The following is a 15,655-nucleotide window of genomic DNA, read 5'->3' as shown; positions in this document are numbered from 1 at the left end:
AGCGTCAGAACATGGCGCGCAGGCTGCGCTCGAATTCGTCGATGTGTTCAACTGTCATGGTTGCAGCCTTATCGGCTTGGCCGTCGACAATGGCCTCCAGCAGCGGAATGTGATCTTCGGCGTGCTCAATGATTCCAGGCAGGCGGTGTGCGGCGAGCGCCCAGATCCGCATGGCCAGGTAGTGATAGCGGGCCAGGATGTCGGCAATGTGCGCATTGCCGCAGGCCTGATAAATGGTGTGGTGGACCAGGGTGTCCAGCCGTAGAAACGCTTCTGCGGCCCCGCCGTCTCCGGCGGAATCCTCGGGGGCTTCTGCGACAAAGCTGCGGATGCGCTCGATGGCGGCACGCAGATCGTCCCGCTGCTGCGCGTTGGCGCGTTCAGCGGCGGCGCTGGCCGCGACGGGTTCGAGTGCTCTGCGCAGCTCTGTCACGGCTGCGAGTTCGGCAATGTCGACGCCCGCTGCAAAAGTTCCGCGCCGCGGGTAGCTCACCACCAGGTGATCGCCTTCCAGGCGTTTGAGCGCTTCCCGTATGGGTGTCCGGCCGGCTCCCAGTTCGTCTGCGAGCTCGGTTTCGCTGATCGGCTCACCGGGGCCGATGCGCAGCAGGATGAGCTTCTCTTTGATCGCCTCATAGGCAGTCTGGGCTAACGAGGTGCCGGTCGGCCCCCACTGGGGGAGTTCGGCTGGGGCTGAACTCATGGTGTGGCTCCTTCAGTGGTTGAGTCTTCTCGCTGTGGCGTTGAGATCGGTCTGGGCTTGGCAGAAATCAGGCAAAAATCGGTGTGCGGTTCTCTTGACCTGACCTTTTCAGCAATTCTAATATGACACTTATATATCAGTCGTCGTTTAACGATTCCTGCTCATCAGAGCCGATAGCAAGGAGCCGCCCATGAGCATTAAGCGCATCGACACCGGTGTTCTGACTGCGAATCAGCGGGAACTGCCGGAACACCCCGATTTCATGTGGGGAAATCCGGAGCCCAAAAAGTCCTATGACGTCGTCATCATCGGAGGCGGCGGGCACGGTCTGGCCACCGCCTACTACTTGGCGAAGAACCACGGCATCACGAATGTCGCCGTCGTGGAAAAAGGATGGTTGGCAGGCGGCAACATGGCCCGCAACACCACCATCATCCGGTCGAACTACCTGTGGGATGAATCCGCAGCGATCTACGAACACTCGCTGAAACTGTGGGAGGGGCTGGAAGAAGAGCTCGACTGCACCCTGTTCTTTTCGCAGCGCGGAGTTCTCAATCTGGCCCACACGCTGGGGGATGTGCGCGAATCCATCCGCCGGGTCGAAGCCAACCGCCTCAACGGAATCGACTCCGAATGGCTCGATCCGCAGCAGGTGAAAGAAGCCTGCCCCATCATCAACATCAGCGACGACATTCGCTACCCCGTCATGGGCGCGACCTACCAGCCGCGCGGCGGCATCGCCAAACACGACTGGGTGGCCTGGGGCTATGCCAAGCGCGCCGCCGAACTCGGCGTGGACCTCATCCAGAACTGCGAAGTCACCGGCTTCCTCTTCGACGGCAACAGGGTGACGGGAGTGCAGACGACCCGCGGCACAATCGCAGCCGGCAAAGTCGCCATGTGCGCAGCCGGACACACATCGGTCCTGGCTGAACTGGCAGGCATCCGGGTGCCCATCCAGTCCCATCCGCTGCAGGCGCTCGTATCCGAACTGCACGAACAGGTCCACCCCAATGTCGTGATGAGCAATCACGTGCACGTGTACGTATCCCAGGCTCACAAGGGCGAACTCGTCATGGGCGCCGGTGTGGACTCCTACAACGGCTACGGCCAGCGCGGCTCATTCCACGTGATCGAAAACCAGATGTCAGCAGCTGTTGAACTGTTCCCCATCTTCGCCCGCGCCCACCTGCTGCGCACCTGGGGAGGGATCGTCGACGTGACACTCGACGCCTCGCCGATTGTGTCGAAAACCGAGGTCGACCAGCTCTACATCAACTGCGGCTGGGGGACCGGCGGCTTCAAAGGCGCCCCCGCAGCCGGCCTGACCTACGCACACACCATCGCCGAAGACGAACCCCATCCGCTCAATGCCCCCTTCAGCCTTGAGCGCTTTGTCACCGGCCAGCTCATCGACGAACACGGCGCTGCCGCCGTCGCCCACTGAGAGGAGTCATCATGCTCATGATCGACTGCCCGTACTGCGGGCCCCGCGCTGAAACCGAATACACCTACGGCGGCCAAGCCCACGTGAACTACCCGGAAGACCCTCAGGCACTCACTGACGAACAGTGGGCCGAATACGTGTTCTATCGGGACAACCCCAAAGGCTCGTTCTACGAACGCTGGGCGCACACCGCCGGCTGCCGCAAATGGTTCAACGTCCTGCGCGACACCCAGAGCTACACGATTTCCACCACCTACCGTCTGACGGACCCCAAACCCGAACTTCCGCAGCCGCCGGCCGTAACTCCCATGGCGGCCCCGCAGGAATCCGGCCCGCACACAGCTGGAGGGAAGAACAATGACTGAGCAGAACCACGCTGAGCAGACACACACGTCGCACCGGGTGCGCACCGGTTCAATCACATCCGAACGAACCGTCACCTTCACCGTTGACGGCCAGACCTACACCGGGCAGGCAGGCGACACGATTGCCTCGGCCCTGCTGGCAAACGGGCGGATCCGCGTGGGTGACTCCATCTACCGGCGCCGCCCCCGCGGCATTCTCTCAGCCGGTGCGGAAGAGCCCAACGCCTTCGTGATGGTCAAAGGCGAACACAATGAATCCATGCTCCCGGCAACGCGAGTGGAAATCTCCGAGGGCATGTCCGTGAAGCTGCTCGAAGGCATCGGCCAGCTGGATCCGAGGCCGGATGAAGACGAATACGACAAGAGCACAATCTTCGCCGAAGTCGCAGTCATCGGATCCGGACCCGCGGGCCTTGCCGCAGCACAGGCCGCCGCGGTCTCCGGCAAGCGCGTCGTGCTGTTCGAACAGGACCACGCCTTCGGCGGAACCCTGCTGGACTGCGCGCCGGATGACGAAACCAGCGTCATCGACGGCCTGCCGGCAGCCCAGTGGGTTGAACAGACAGTGCGGGAGCTGCGAGACTCAGGCAACGTCCGCCTGCTGTCGCGCACAACTGTTGTCGGCTCCTACGACAACAACTACCTCGTGGCACTCGAAGACCGCGACTCGGCATACAAGGCTGCGGGCGAAACCCGCCATGACGGAGTGTCGCGCCAAAGGCTGTGGCACGTGGTCGCCGGGGAAGTCGTGCTCGCCACCGGAGCGTTTGACCGCCCGCTGGTCTTTGCAGACAACGACCTCCCCGGAATCATGCTCGCCTCCGCGGTCCAGCGGTACCTGGGCCGCTACGGGGTGCTGGCGGGACAGAAGATCGTTCTGTTCACCACCCACGACACCCCCTATCGCACCGCAGTCGATGCGGCACGCGCTGGAGCCGAGGTCACCATTGTCGATTCTCGAGCCGACTCCGCGCAGGCTGATACGGCACGAGCCGCCGGTGTCGAGGTGCGCCCCGGCAGCGCCGTGGTCCAAGCGGAAGGTGAAGACCGCCTCGAAGCCGTGTGGATCGCCCCGCGCGGTCAGGAACACCAGGCGGAACGCGTAGAAGCTGACCTGCTCGCAGTCTCCGGTGGACTGTCGCCGAATGTCCACCTGCACTCCCAGCGGCAGGGCCGCATGTACTGGGACGACCAGCTGGCCGGATTCATCCCGGCTGCCGCCGTCGAACGCCAGCACACCGTCGGCGCCCTCAACGGAAGCTACAGCTTGGCCCGTGCGCTCGCCGAAGGAACCGCCGCCGGAGCAGCAGCCGCAGCGGGGGAGGCCAGCTCCTTCTACGACCCCGAAACGGCAGCCGCGCGCGTGACTGAGACCGGCCAGGCCGACCAGCTGTGGTTCATTCCCGGCCCAGACGCCGAACAGCAACTGGGCACCGAGCCCGAACAGCTGTCCGCACTGGCTGAATACTTCGTCGACTTCCAGCGCGACAACACCGTCCGCGACATCATCCGAGCCTCCGGCGCAGGCATGCTGTCCGTTGAGCACATCAAGCGCTACACCTCGATCTCCACGGGTGTGGACCAGGGGAAGATCGGCGGAGTCAACACCATTGGCCTCATCGCGGAAGCTCTCACGGGTGCTGAAATCAGCGCTCTGGCAACCGGCCAGCCCGGTCAGAAGCCGATCAACACTGTGGTGAGCGGCACCTCGGGAGAAAACAGGCGGATCACCCCCGGGCAGATCGGCACAACAACCTTCCGAGCCCCCTACACCCCGGTGGCGTTTGCGGCACTTGCCGGGCGCGGCGTCGGCAAACTCTACGACGCCGCCCGGCAGACGAACATCCACCCGTGGCACGTGGCCCGCGGCGCGGTGTTCGAAGACGTCGGCCAGTGGAAGCGCCCGTGGTACTACCCGCAGGACGGGGAGGACATGGACGCAGCAGTTGCCCGCGAATGCCGGGCAGTACGCGAATCCGTGGGCTTCCTGGATGCCACAACACTCGGCAAAATCGAAATCAAGGGCAAGGACGCCGCGGAGTTCATCAACCGGATCTACACCAACGGCTACCTCAAGCTCAAGGTCGGCAAAGCCCGTTACGGGGTTATGTGCACTCCCGACGGCATGGTGTTCGACGACGGTGTGACCCTGCGTCTGGCAGACGACCACTTCTTCATGACGACCACGACCGGCGGAGCGGCCGATGTCCTCGAATGGCTCGAAGAGTGGTCGCAGACCGAATGGCCGGAACTGGACGTGGTGTTCACATCGGCGACCGAGCAGTACAGCACAATCGCCGTCGTCGGCCCGAAATCCCGCGACGTCATGCGCAAAATGGCCCCGGACCTCGATGTGTCGAAAGAGGGATTCGGGTTCATGGAGTACCGCAACACGACACTCGCCTCCGGCATCGACGCCCGGGTCGTGCGCATCACCTTCTCCGGTGAACTGGCCTATGAGATCAACGTGCCCACCTACTACGGACTCAAGGTGTGGGAAGACGTTGCCGACGCCGGCGCGGAGTTCAACATCACGCCCTACGGCACGGAAACCATGCACGTGCTGCGAGCCGAAAAGGCCTACATCGTGGTCGGCCAAGACACCGACGGGACCGTCACACCGCAGGACCTCGGCATGGACTGGGTCGTATCGAAGCTGAAGAAGGACTTCATCGGCAAGCGGTCGTACTCACGGCTTGCCAACGTCGATGAGAACCGCAAACAGCTGGTGAGCGTCCTGCCGACCGACCCCAAGCTGCGCCTGCCGGAGGGCAGCCAGCTGGTATTCCCCGATGACCTGGGCGACTACACGGGCGAAGGTCTGCCGAAGGCGCCGATTCCCATGCAGGGGCACGTGACCTCCAGCTACGATTCGCAGGCCCTGGGCCGCACGTTCGGGCTTGCGCTGATCAAAAACGGGCCGTCGCTCATCGGCCAGAAGCTCATGGCCACGTGCGAGGGCGGCTTCGCCGAAGTCGAAGTCGGGCCGACCGTACTGTTCGATCCGGAAGGAGAACGCCGAGATGGCTGACAACACCGCTGTTTCTCAGACCGAAGTTTCGCGACAGGACGTCCTCAGCCTGCGCCGCAGCCCGCTTGCCGAACGCGCCGCCGAACTCGACGCCGCTGGCGGGTCGCGGGTGCGGCTGCGCGAAGTTCCGTTCCGCACGCAGATCAGCCTGCGCGCCGAACCGGGCGGGCCGGCCGCCGACGGGCTGGAGAAAGTGCTCGGTGCACCACTTCCGCGGAAGGTGGGCCAGGTTTCCGAGGTCGAGGCGCCAGTCACCGGGTACGTGCTGTGGTTCGGTCCGGATGACTTCCTGCTGGTTGCCGGTGACGAGGCGGAAAGGGAGCTGTCGTGTTCCGCTCTGGCCGGGATCCTCGCCGAGGCGGTAGGGGAGCACCGCGGGCAGGCCGTTGACCTTTCAGGCAACCGGACCGTGCTCGAGCTGACGGGTCCGAACGCCGTCGACGTTCTCTGCAGAATGGTCGAGGTGGACGTGCACCCGGACTTCTTCCCGGTCGGCAGTGCGATCCTCACACTCGTCGCAGGGTCCTCGGCCGCTCTGTGGCGAACGGATGAGGATTCGTACTGGATTATGCCGCGGGCATCCTTTGCCGATCACACCGCCAACTGGCTGCTCGACGCTATGCGGGAGTTTGCTGACCGCCCCTAGCTGGTGTGGCCGGCCCCGGTGCTGTTTGAACAGCGCACGGAGGCCTGAGAGGCGTCCTGACACAAAGATCCGGCCCGGTGGAAACCGCAGAGGTTCCCACCGGGCCGGATCTTCTGTCTGAGCTCGGCTCAGGCCTGAATTGATCAGGCGTTGGGGTTCACGAGGATCTTCACGTGCTGCTCGTTGTTGTTGATGAGCTGCTCGAAGCCCTTGTCGACCAGTTCGTCAAGCTTGATGCGGGCGGTGATGAACTTCGACAGGTCGAGCTTGCCTTCCTGCACCAGCTTGATGGTGGCGGGGTGGTCGCTGGCGTAGCCGATGGTTCCGCGCAGGTCGATTTCCTTGAGAACCAGCTTCGGCAGATCGACCTCGGGCTTGTAGCCCCAGATCGACACGTTGACGATGACGCCGGCGGGGCGAACAGCATCCATGAGCATGTCGAGAACGACCGGGACGGACGAGCACTCAAAGCCCACGTCTGCGCCCTTGCCGCCGGTGAGTTCCTTGACCTTGGCTGCGACATCGACTTCGCGGGGGTCGAAGACCTCGTCTGCCACGCCGGTGCTCCGGGCCATTTCCTTGCGGGCTTCCGACAGCTCCGAAATGTAGACGGTCAGGCCTTCAGCCTTGAGAACGGCTGCGGTCAGCAGGCCGATGGGGCCCGCACCGCCGACGATTGCGACGTCGCCGGCCTTGGCGCCGGAGCGGACGAATGCGTGGTGGCCAACGGACAGCGGCTCAATGAGAGCGGCTTCGTCCAGCGGGACGTCGCCGATGGGGTGGACCCAGCGCTGTTCGACGACGATCTTTTCGGACAGGCCACCGCCTCGGCCGCCCAGACCGATGAAGTTCATGTTCTCGGAGAGGTGGTAGTTCTGGCCTTCGCTCGTGTCGACGTCTTCGCCGATGATGTAGGGCTCAACGATGACGTTCTGGCCGACTTCGAGGCCGGTGACGCCTTCACCGAGGGCGGTGATGGTGCCGGAGAATTCGTGGCCCATGGTGACCGGCGCCTCTTCGCCGGAAATGGGGTGCGGGTGGCCCTTCGGCGGCACGAAGATGGGGCCTTCGAGGTATTCGTGGAGGTCCGTGCCGCAGATGCCGCACCACGCGACGTCAATGGCAACGGTGCCTGGCTTCAGTTCCGGTTCGGGGATGTCTTCGATGCGGATGTCTTTACGGTCGTAAAAGCGTGCGGCTTTCATACCACTGCTCCTCAAGCACTTTGGTGTATATGTGCGAGAACTTTCGAGAATCGGGGCTTGTGACTCCTTAATCTCTGCCGTTCTCACTACCAGGTTACTCCCCGTGTTTGCTGGCCATAAGGGGTGGGTGAGGGGGTTTTGAGCGCATGATGGGGAACTCGTCTTCCGCTGCTTTTGAGACAGTTCAGCGTGTGGTTTTGAACACACAAGAGCTTGTGATGTAACTTACAGAAACAGCTTCTGCGGGGCGGTCGCATCGGCACACGTTCGACGTGTCCCACGCACCACGCGACGGGGCTGGTGCGGCAAGAGGCCAGGCGGAAGGAAGATATGTTCAGATCAGCTCTCAAGAGGTGCACGGCAGCGGCCGCTGCCACCGCTATGACGATCCTCGGGGCGACCGGTGCGGCGCTGCCCGCGGCAGCCCAGTCGACCGAACAGGCGGCGTCAGACACGACCATGCGGATTGCCACCTCGGGTCTTGTCGACAACTTCAACCCGTTCACCTCGATCTACCTCACACCAACGGCCATCAACCGCTACGTGTACGAAAACCTCGTGCAGTACGACTCCAAGGACTTCGGCCCGACCGAAGGCCTGGCAGAGAAATGGGACGCCAACGACACCGGTGACGAATGGACGTTCACCATTCGCGACGGCATGAAGTGGTCCGACGGCGAACCGATCTCGTCCAAGGACGTCGTCTACACCTACACGCAGATGATGGAAGACCCCGCGATGGGTGCCGCAAACGGATCGCTTGTGGAGAACTTCGAATCTGTTGAAGCTCCCGACGACACCACCGTCGTCATCAAGCTCAAATCGCCGCAGGCGCCGAACCCCGGTGTTGAAATTCCGGTCGTTCCCGAACACGTGTGGTCCAAGAAAAAGGATCCCGCCAAGGACGACAACGACTCCGAGGTTGTCGGCTCTGGCCCCTACGTTCTGGACAGCTACAAGGCCAACCAGTCGATCACGCTGAAGGCCAACCCGAACTTCTGGAAGGGCAAGCCGAAGGTCGACACCATCCAGTACACCTACTACACGAACAGCGACGCCATGGTGCAGGCGCTGCGTGCCGGTGATGTCGACTTCGTGACCGGGCTGAGCCCCGAACAGATGAAGGCACTGGAAAACGCCGACAACATCGAAACCAATGTCGGTGAATCCCGCCGCTTCACGGCCCTTGGCGTCAACCCCGGCTTTGAAACCCCGGAGGGCGAAGCCTACGGAACCGGCAATGAAGCGCTGAAGGACGTCAAGGTCCGCCAGGCTCTGCGCCTGGGCATCGACATGAAGACCCTGCGCGAACAGGTCATGCAGGACTACGCGACAGAAGCAACGAGCTTCGTGCCGGAGTCCTTTGAGAAGTGGCACCTGCCGAAGTCCGACAAGATCGTCTCCCACGACCCCGAAGCCGCCAAGAAGCTGCTCGATGAGGCCGGTTGGAAGGAAGGCTCCGACGGCATCCGCGAAAAGGACGGCAAGAAGCTCTCCCTGCGTCTGCTGATCGATGCCCAGACCCCGACGGAACAGTCCATCGCAGAGTTCATCACCCCGTGGCTGAAGGACATCGGCGTTGAAATCAAGGCCGAGTCCAGTGACTCCGACACGATTTCCGACCGCACGATGAAGGGCGACTTCGACATCTACGTGACCGGCTGGTCGGTTACTCCCGACCCGGAATACCAGCTGTCGATCAACACCTGCGCTTCGCGTCCTGACTCGGAGGGCAACGGCCCGACCTCGCAGGACGGCTACTGCAACAAGGCGTTCGACGAACTGTACAAGAAGCAGCACACCGAACTCGACGAAGGCAAGCGCCAGGAACTCGTCCACCAGGCACTGCAGCAGCACTACGACGACGCTCCGCAGATCACCCTGTGGTACCCCAAGCAGCTCGAGGCCTACCGTTCTGACCGCTTCGCCGGCTTCACCACGCAGCCCGAAGACGGCGGTGTGATCGGCAACCAGTCAGGCTACTGGGGCTTCCTCACGGCGGCTCCCGCTGACGAGGCGGACGGCGGCAAGGGCGGCTCCTCGGCCGGCCTGTGGATCGGCATCGGTGCGGTCGTCGTGATCGCCGCTGTTGCCATCCCGCTCGTCCTGCGCCGCCGAAGCGCCGACGACCGAGCGTGAGACCACGAAACACCTAGCCCACAGATTCGAGGCGCCGGACACACGAGTGGTGACCGGCGCCTCGAGCACCTTTAACGCACTGCCGAAGAACCTCAGCAGTACGTGGAAAGCAGAAATATGTCTGTGAACGCAGAGACACAGGCCGCAAATAAGAAGCTCAAGCATCAGGCTTCCGGCGGTTCAGAGGAAATCGATGCGCCCCCGGCGGGTCAGTCCTATCTCAGCTACCTGCTGAGGAAAGTGGGCGGAGCGCTCATCAGCCTGTTCATGGTTGTCGTGCTGGGCTTCTTCGCCTTCCGAGTCTTGCCGGGCGACCCGGTGCAGAAGATCGCTCGCGAAAGGCAGATGAGCACCGAGCAGATGGCTCAGCTGCGCGCCGAATACGGTCTCGACAAGCCCGTGCTCGTCCAGTTCTGGGACTATCTGGTGGGCATCTTCAGCGGCAACTTCGGCACCAGCTACGTCTACAAGCAGTCCGTAGCCAGCCTCATCGCCGAATACGCGTGGCCGACCCTGCTGCTGACGGGCACATCGGCGATTCTGGCCATCACCCTGGGCCTCTGGATGGGTCAGCTGGCCGCGTGGAAGCGCGGTTCCCTCTTCGACAAGCTGACAACCTCCACAAGCCTCGTCTTCTGGTCTGTGCCGACCTTCTGGCTTGCTCTTCTGCTGCTCATGGTGTTTGCCGGAAAGCTGCAGTGGCTGCCCACCGGCGGCATGGTTTCACCTGGAATTGAGCCGGGCAGCTTCACATACGTGGTCGATGTAGCCAAGCACCTCATTCTTCCCGTCATCACCATGACCGCGGTCATCTACGCGCAGTACCTCATGGTGATGCGCGCATCTCTGCTGGGGGAGATGAGCGCCGACTACCTGACCACCGCACGCGCCAAGGGCCTGCGCGAAGACGACGTCCGGCTTAAGCACGCTGTGCCCAACGCACTGCTGCCGACCGTGACACTCGTCTTCATGCACATCGGCGGTCTCATTGCCGGTGCCCTAACGGTCGAAACCGTGTTCTCGTGGCCTGGTCTGGGCAAGCTGACCTTCGAGGCGATCTCCGGTCCCGACCTCCCGCTGCTGCAGGGCACGTTCGTGGTCTTCTCAGCGGCCATCATCATCATGAACCTGCTGGCTGACCTTGTGTACCGCCAGCTCGACCCGCGCGTCAGGAGGGCCTGAATGACTTCCCACAACACCTCCTCCGAAAAGCAGACGGCTGCTGGCCGCGAAAACCAGGGCACGGCTGTTCCCTCGAGCGCCCGCGCTCTCACATGGAGCCGGCGTGCAGAAGCCTGGAAGAAGAACTGGAAGATCTTCCTGGAAGACCGCGCGGGCGTTGCCGGTGCGATCGTTCTCATCCTGGTGATCCTCGTAGCTGTGTTCGCTCCGCTCATTGCGGACCGTTCCATGCTCGACGTGACCCAGAACCTCGACAATCCGCGCTACGCGTCGCCAAGTGCGGAGCATCCGCTGGGCACAGACAACTACGGCCGCGAACTGTGGGCGCGCCTGGTGTGGGGTGCACGGGTTTCGCTCATCGTCGGTGTGGCTGCCACGGCCATGTCGATGATCATCGGAACGATCATGGGCATCGCGGCCGGGCACTTCACCGGCTGGGTCGGCGGACTGATCATGCGTGTCATCGACTTCTTCCTGGTTCTGCCGTCGCTGCTGCTGGCGATTGTCCTGTCCTCTGTTCTTGAGCGTGGAGTCTTCACAATCGTCATCGCGATCGGTGTGACCTCGTGGGCCGGTACTGCCCGCATTGTTCGCGCGCAGACGCTGTCGGCGGAATCGCGCCTCTACATTGAGCGCGCGAAAGTGCTCGGCGCCGGCCACTGGCACATCATCACCTCGCACCTGTTGCCGGCCGTTATGCCGCTCGTGCTGGCCAACACGACGCTGACGGTGGGCGGTGCGATCATCGCTGAATCAACACTCGCGTTCCTGGGCCTGGGCGACACAACTCAGCAGTCCTGGGGAACCATTCTGAAGAACTCGATGGATGTTTCGGCGGCAACCTCCGGCTACTGGTGGTTCATCCTCACCCCGGGCCTTGCGATCGTCGCTGTGGTTCTTGCGTTTACGCTGGTGGGCCGGGCTATCGAAGCAATTGCCAATCCGACCCTCAGGAGCCGCTGATGAGTACAGCAGAAAAAGCTGCCGCTGCCGCGGGCAAAGATCTTGTCTTCGACGACGTTTCGATCACGTACTCGTCGCGAACCTCCCGAGGCGACATCCCAGCGGTATCGAACGTCAGCCTCGAACTGCCGGCCGGCGGCACACTGGGCATCGCCGGTGAATCCGGTTCGGGCAAGTCCACGCTCATCCTCTCTGTGCTGCGCCTGCTGCCGGACAACGCGACGCTGACCGGGCGCGTGCTGTTGGGCGGCACCGACATTGCCGAACTGAACTTCGGCCAGATGCGCGCGGTCCGCTGGTCGGAAGCCGCGATCGTGTTCCAGGGTGCTCTGCACTCGCTCAACCCGGTGCGCCCGGTGGGCAAGCAGATCCTCGAAGCGCTCAACCTGCACGTGAAAGACGAATGGCGTTCCGAAGCTGATCGCAAAGCGCGGGTTCTCAGCCTGCTGGAGCAGGTGGACCTCGACGCGCAGATCGCGCAGGCGTATCCGCACGAACTGTCCGGTGGGCAGAAGCAGCGCGTCATGATCGCCATGGCCCTGGCCTGTGATCCCGACATCATCATCGCCGACGAACCGACCACGGCTCTTGACGTCATCGTGCAGGAGCAGATCCTCACCCGCCTGCGGGAGCTCGTTGAGGCGCGCGGCATTTCGCTGCTGATGATTTCGCACGACCTTTCGGTGCTGGCCACAGCGTGTGAGCGGATTGCGATCATGAAGCACGGCAAGATCGTCGAAATCGGGCCGGCCGAAAAGATCTGCACCCAGCCGGAGGAGTCCTACACTCAGCAGCTGGCGGATGCGTTCCCCACAATCGGGGATCCTGAATCGCGTCTCAACCCGATCACCCGCAACCCAGCCCGGGTAGATGTCGATACTCCGCACACCATGACTGACGAGGTGGTGCTGGAGGCACGGAACCTCAACGTCACCTTTAAGGCGCGGGGACGGCTGACAAAGGCCGTCAACAACGTTGATCTCAAACTGCACCGCTCGGAGGTTCTTGCGGTTGTCGGACAGTCCGGTTCGGGCAAGACAACGCTTGCGCGAACGCTGCTTGGCCTGCAGCAGCCAGACGCCGGATCCGAACTGCTGTTCCAGGGTGAGCCTCTGCCGACCAGCAAGCGGGGCCTGCGCAAGTTCCGGCGCGATGTGCAGATGATCCTGCAGGACCCGTCGGGTTCGCTCAACCCTTCGCGTTCGGTCTATGAGTCTGTGGCAGAAGGTCTGCGCGTGCAGAAGTTCACCGGCGATGAACGGGCGCGTGTGAGTGAAAGCCTGGAAGCTGCGGAGCTGATTCCCGCCGAGGACTTCTTTGAGCCGATTCCGCAGGAGCTTTCCGGTGGGCAGCGTCAGCGCGTTGTCATTGCCAGCGCGCTCGCGCTCGAACCTGATGTTCTCATTGCCGACGAACCCGTGGCTTCCCTCGACGCTTCGGTGCGCGGTGAGATCCTGTCGCTGTTCCTGGCTTTGAAGAAGAACATTGGGCTCACGGCACTCGTCATCACCCACGACCTCGGTCTGGCGTGGAACATCGCCGACACGGTGGCCGTCATGTACCGCGGTGAAATCGTTGAACGCGGTCCGGTTGAGGATGTTCTTCTGAACCCTCAACACGACTACACACGCAAGCTGCTGGCCGCAGTGCCCGGCTTCCGCTCAGAACGGGCCGCTCAGGGGCAGACGGCAAAGACTGTCACCGCGAAGACGGACGACCCTGTGGCAACCACAACAGAAGAAACCGGAGGCGCCGTCAATGACTGACCGCAACCCCTACGCACAGCAGGCCCCACTGGCCCCAGGCGACCGAGTGTGGCTTGTAGCCCCCTCGGGACCAGCACCCAAGGGAACTGTTGAACCGGCAATCGCCGCGCTGGAAGAGTGGGGATTTGACGTGCAGGTCGGAGAGAACCTTCGCAAAGTCGATGCCCGCGCCTCGTACCTGGCCGGCAGCGATGACGAACGCCGCAGCGACCTGGTCAACGCCTGGTGCGACCCCGAGGCCTCCGCTGTCATTGCTCTGCGCGGCGGCTACGGGGCCATGCGCCTGCTGGACGGCATCGACTTCGGTTCCATGGCGGAGAACGCGCCGCGTCCTGACGGCCGTCCCAAGCTGCTGACGGGGTCGAGTGACATCACCGCCCTGCACCAGGCGTGGGCGCACCACGTGGGAGTGCCCACGCTGTTCTGCCCCATGGTCGGCAACGCCGTTTTCGGCGACAGCGAGCGCGTGCGCACTGACATCAAGCGCTGGCTGTTCTCACCGTGGTCAGACGAACAGGTGCGTCTGGGTGAACCGGCGCAGACTCTCACTTCCGGTGAGTTCACGGGAATCACCTATGGAGGCAACCTCAGTCTGCTCGCCGCCGGTGTTGGGGCGCCGGAATTCCAGCCGGGAGCACCCGAGGAGCCGGGCATCCTCTTCTTGGAAGACGTCGACGAGGATGTGTACCGGCTGGACAATCTGCTGCTGCAGCTCAAACGGATCGGCTGGCTCGAACGGGCCGGCGCCGTCGTCCTGGGCTCCTGGGAGAGCTGCGGTGAAAACGATGACCGCAGGGCGCTTCTGCGCGAGTACTTCGGCGACGCCCAGGTACCGGTCGTGTGGGAAGTTGAACTGGGCCACCACCCGCATGCCGGTTCGGTACCGTTGGGCGTGCACGCAAAGCTGAGCGCACCGGCAGACGGTGCCGCACCCACTGTGACGATCGAACCGAACGAGGAGTGAACCCCCTAAACAGTTATGATCACCGACGGTTTTCTGTTCATCAGCCTGCTCATCGCAATAGCCGCGATACTCGTCTACCTGGACAAAGCCCGTGGGCTTCCAGTCTTCAGGTACGTTCCCGGCTTCGTCTTCCTCTACCTGATAGCGGCGCTGCTCAACACCGTCGGAGTTTTCGGCGAATCCGATTCGATCGATGCTGTCGGCGGGGGAGTGAAAGACGCTCTTCTGCCGGCAATGATCATGCTCCTGCTGTTCCAGTGCGATGTCCGAAAAATCATCAAACTGGGCCCGAAGCTGCTGCTGACCTACGCGGCCACCGCCGTTTCGATCATGCTGGGATTCGTCATCACCTTCGCCGTGCTCAAGGGGGTTCTCGAAGCTGAAGCGTGGAAGGGCCTGGCCGCGCTCGCAGCTTCGTGGACCGGCGGTTCGGCGAACATGGCGGCCGTGCAGGGAATCCTCAACCCGCCGGAGAACATCTTCGGCCACGTGCTGATCGTCGACACCATCGTGTACTCCGTGTGGCTGCTGGTGATGTTCTCGTCCGTCGGCATCTCTGACAAATTCAACGCGTGGACAAAAGCCGACACTTCGGCCCTGTCTTCGCGTGCAGCCTCGACTGGTGAAGGCGGCGAAAAGAGCTCCGCTGATGAAGAGAAAATGGACCTCGTGGCGCTGTTCCGGGTTCTGGCCATCGGCCTGTTCGGATCAGCACTGGCCACCGTGATCGGCGGAAAACTGCCGGAAATCGGGGTCGTCGTGAACTCGACAACCTGGACCATCCTCATCGTCAGCATCGTGGGCCTGATCATCGGTTCGACCAAGTACGGAAAGATGGCCGGCGCATCGGATGTCGCCTACATCATGCTGTACATCATCATCGGAGTCATTGCGGCAGGGTCCGACTTCACATCGCTTGTCGAAGCGCCGATCTACCTGCTCGCCGGGCTCATGGTTGTCACCATCCACTTCGTCCTCATGATCATCTACGCCAAGCTCACAAAAACGGAGCTGTTCAGCCTGGCTGTCGCTTCGACCGCGAACATCGGCGGTGTTGCCTCCGCACCCGTCGTCGCCGGTGCCTTCAACCGAGAGCTCGTGCCCGTGGGAGTTCTCTTTGCGCTCATCGGCGCATTCGCCGGTACGTTCTTCGGTCTGGCCGCCGGCCAGGTGATGAGCCTCTTCGCATAGATTTGATCTCGCAACAGAAGCCGGCCGCGAACAACGCCGGAGAAAGGCAGAAC

At 62.7% G+C, this 15,655-nt stretch carries 12 protein-coding genes; 10 read left to right on the top strand and 2 right to left on the bottom strand.

Features of this window, described 5'->3' with window-relative positions; genetic code table 11:
• Positions 1–4: 4 nt before the first annotated feature.
• On the bottom strand, positions 5–703 hold the full coding sequence (locus tag Bravens_RS07550; protein ID WP_062021950.1) for a GntR family transcriptional regulator: 699 nt from the start codon (positions 701–703) through the stop codon (positions 5–7).
• Positions 704–893: 190 nt separating this feature from the next.
• Here Bravens_RS07550 and Bravens_RS07545 point away from each other — a divergent pair, with 190 nt between their 5' ends.
• From Bravens_RS07545 to Bravens_RS07530, 4 genes are read left to right on the top strand one after another with little or no spacing between them, the layout of a single operon-like run.
• Positions 894–2,150 (top strand): sarcosine oxidase subunit beta family protein, encoded by a 1,257-nt coding sequence (locus Bravens_RS07545; RefSeq protein ID WP_061944198.1) that lies wholly within the window; start codon positions 894–896, stop codon positions 2,148–2,150.
• 11 nt (positions 2,151–2,161) lie between these two features.
• Complete coding sequence (locus Bravens_RS07540; RefSeq protein WP_061944200.1) at positions 2,162–2,515, top strand: sarcosine oxidase subunit delta; 354 nt, start codon at positions 2,162–2,164, stop codon at positions 2,513–2,515.
• Positions 2,508–5,546 (top strand): 2Fe-2S iron-sulfur cluster-binding protein, encoded by a 3,039-nt coding sequence (locus Bravens_RS07535; RefSeq protein WP_062021947.1) that lies wholly within the window; start codon positions 2,508–2,510, stop codon positions 5,544–5,546. Before Bravens_RS07540 ends, Bravens_RS07535 begins: the two co-directional genes overlap by 8 nt.
• Positions 5,539–6,192 carry a sarcosine oxidase subunit gamma gene (locus Bravens_RS07530; protein WP_062021943.1) on the top strand — a complete coding sequence of 218 codons (654 nt, stop codon included), beginning with the start codon at positions 5,539–5,541 and terminating at the stop codon, positions 6,190–6,192. The genes Bravens_RS07535 and Bravens_RS07530 overlap by 8 nt, the downstream gene beginning before the upstream one ends.
• A gap of 143 nt (positions 6,193–6,335) precedes the next feature.
• Here Bravens_RS07530 and Bravens_RS07525 read toward each other — a convergent pair whose 3' ends face one another.
• Positions 6,336–7,397, bottom strand: a complete 1,062-nt coding sequence (locus tag Bravens_RS07525; RefSeq protein WP_062021940.1) for a 2,3-butanediol dehydrogenase — start codon at positions 7,395–7,397, stop codon at positions 6,336–6,338.
• Between the two features lie 330 nt (positions 7,398–7,727).
• Here Bravens_RS07525 and Bravens_RS07520 point away from each other — a divergent pair, with 330 nt between their 5' ends.
• The 6 genes from Bravens_RS07520 (at position 7,728) to Bravens_RS07495 (ending at position 15,602) form a co-directional block, all read left to right on the top strand.
• Entirely contained in the window at positions 7,728–9,536 is a 1,809-nt protein-coding gene (locus Bravens_RS07520) for an ABC transporter substrate-binding protein (protein ID WP_082784796.1), read from the top strand.
• 117 nt (positions 9,537–9,653) lie between these two features.
• The gene (locus Bravens_RS07515; RefSeq protein ID WP_157452720.1) at positions 9,654–10,718 is read left to right on the top strand and encodes an ABC transporter permease; all 1,065 of its coding nucleotides are present in this window, start codon (positions 9,654–9,656) and stop codon (positions 10,716–10,718) included.
• Complete coding sequence (locus Bravens_RS07510) at positions 10,719–11,681, top strand: ABC transporter permease (RefSeq protein ID WP_082791077.1); 963 nt, start codon at positions 10,719–10,721, stop codon at positions 11,679–11,681.
• On the top strand, positions 11,681–13,447 hold the full coding sequence (locus tag Bravens_RS07505; protein ID WP_062021937.1) for an ABC transporter ATP-binding protein: 1,767 nt from the start codon (positions 11,681–11,683) through the stop codon (positions 13,445–13,447). The genes Bravens_RS07510 and Bravens_RS07505 overlap by 1 nt, the downstream gene beginning before the upstream one ends.
• Positions 13,440–14,411 (top strand): S66 peptidase family protein, encoded by a 972-nt coding sequence (locus Bravens_RS07500; RefSeq protein WP_062021934.1) that lies wholly within the window; start codon positions 13,440–13,442, stop codon positions 14,409–14,411. The genes Bravens_RS07505 and Bravens_RS07500 overlap by 8 nt, the downstream gene beginning before the upstream one ends.
• 15 nt (positions 14,412–14,426) lie before the next feature.
• Entirely contained in the window at positions 14,427–15,602 is a 1,176-nt protein-coding gene (locus Bravens_RS07495; RefSeq protein WP_062021931.1) for a DUF819 family protein, read from the top strand.
• Positions 15,603–15,655 lie beyond the last annotated feature (53 nt).

Origin of the sequence: Brevibacterium ravenspurgense, from assembly GCF_001584615.1 — a bacterium.
Taxonomy (GTDB): domain Bacteria; phylum Actinomycetota; class Actinomycetes; order Actinomycetales; family Brevibacteriaceae; genus Brevibacterium; species Brevibacterium ravenspurgense.
Note: the sequence above shows the minus strand (reverse complement) of the source record. Positions and strands in the feature narration are given on the sequence as shown.

Bases quoted from the DNA above. Each gene is read 5' to 3' on its own strand.
- Bravens_RS07550 (WP_062021950.1), bottom strand. From the start codon at position 703: ATGAGTTCAGCCCCAGCCGAACTCCCCCAGTGGGGGCCGACCGGCACC.
- Bravens_RS07525 (WP_062021940.1), bottom strand. From the start codon at position 7,397: ATGAAAGCCGCACGCTTTTACGACCGTAAAGACATCCGCATCGAAGAC.
- Bravens_RS07535 (WP_062021947.1), top strand. From the start codon at position 2,508: ATGACTGAGCAGAACCACGCTGAGCAGACACACACGTCGCACCGGGTG.
- Bravens_RS07495 (WP_062021931.1), top strand. From the start codon at position 14,427: ATGATCACCGACGGTTTTCTGTTCATCAGCCTGCTCATCGCAATAGCC.
- Bravens_RS07500 (WP_062021934.1), top strand. From the start codon at position 13,440: ATGACTGACCGCAACCCCTACGCACAGCAGGCCCCACTGGCCCCAGGC.
- Bravens_RS07545 (WP_061944198.1), top strand. From the start codon at position 894: ATGAGCATTAAGCGCATCGACACCGGTGTTCTGACTGCGAATCAGCGG.
- Bravens_RS07515 (WP_157452720.1), top strand. From the start codon at position 9,654: ATGTCTGTGAACGCAGAGACACAGGCCGCAAATAAGAAGCTCAAGCAT.
- Bravens_RS07510 (WP_082791077.1), top strand. From the start codon at position 10,719: ATGACTTCCCACAACACCTCCTCCGAAAAGCAGACGGCTGCTGGCCGC.
- Bravens_RS07540 (WP_061944200.1), top strand. From the start codon at position 2,162: ATGCTCATGATCGACTGCCCGTACTGCGGGCCCCGCGCTGAAACCGAA.
- Bravens_RS07505 (WP_062021937.1), top strand. From the start codon at position 11,681: ATGAGTACAGCAGAAAAAGCTGCCGCTGCCGCGGGCAAAGATCTTGTC.
- Bravens_RS07520 (WP_082784796.1), top strand. From the start codon at position 7,728: ATGTTCAGATCAGCTCTCAAGAGGTGCACGGCAGCGGCCGCTGCCACC.
- Bravens_RS07530 (WP_062021943.1), top strand. From the start codon at position 5,539: ATGGCTGACAACACCGCTGTTTCTCAGACCGAAGTTTCGCGACAGGAC.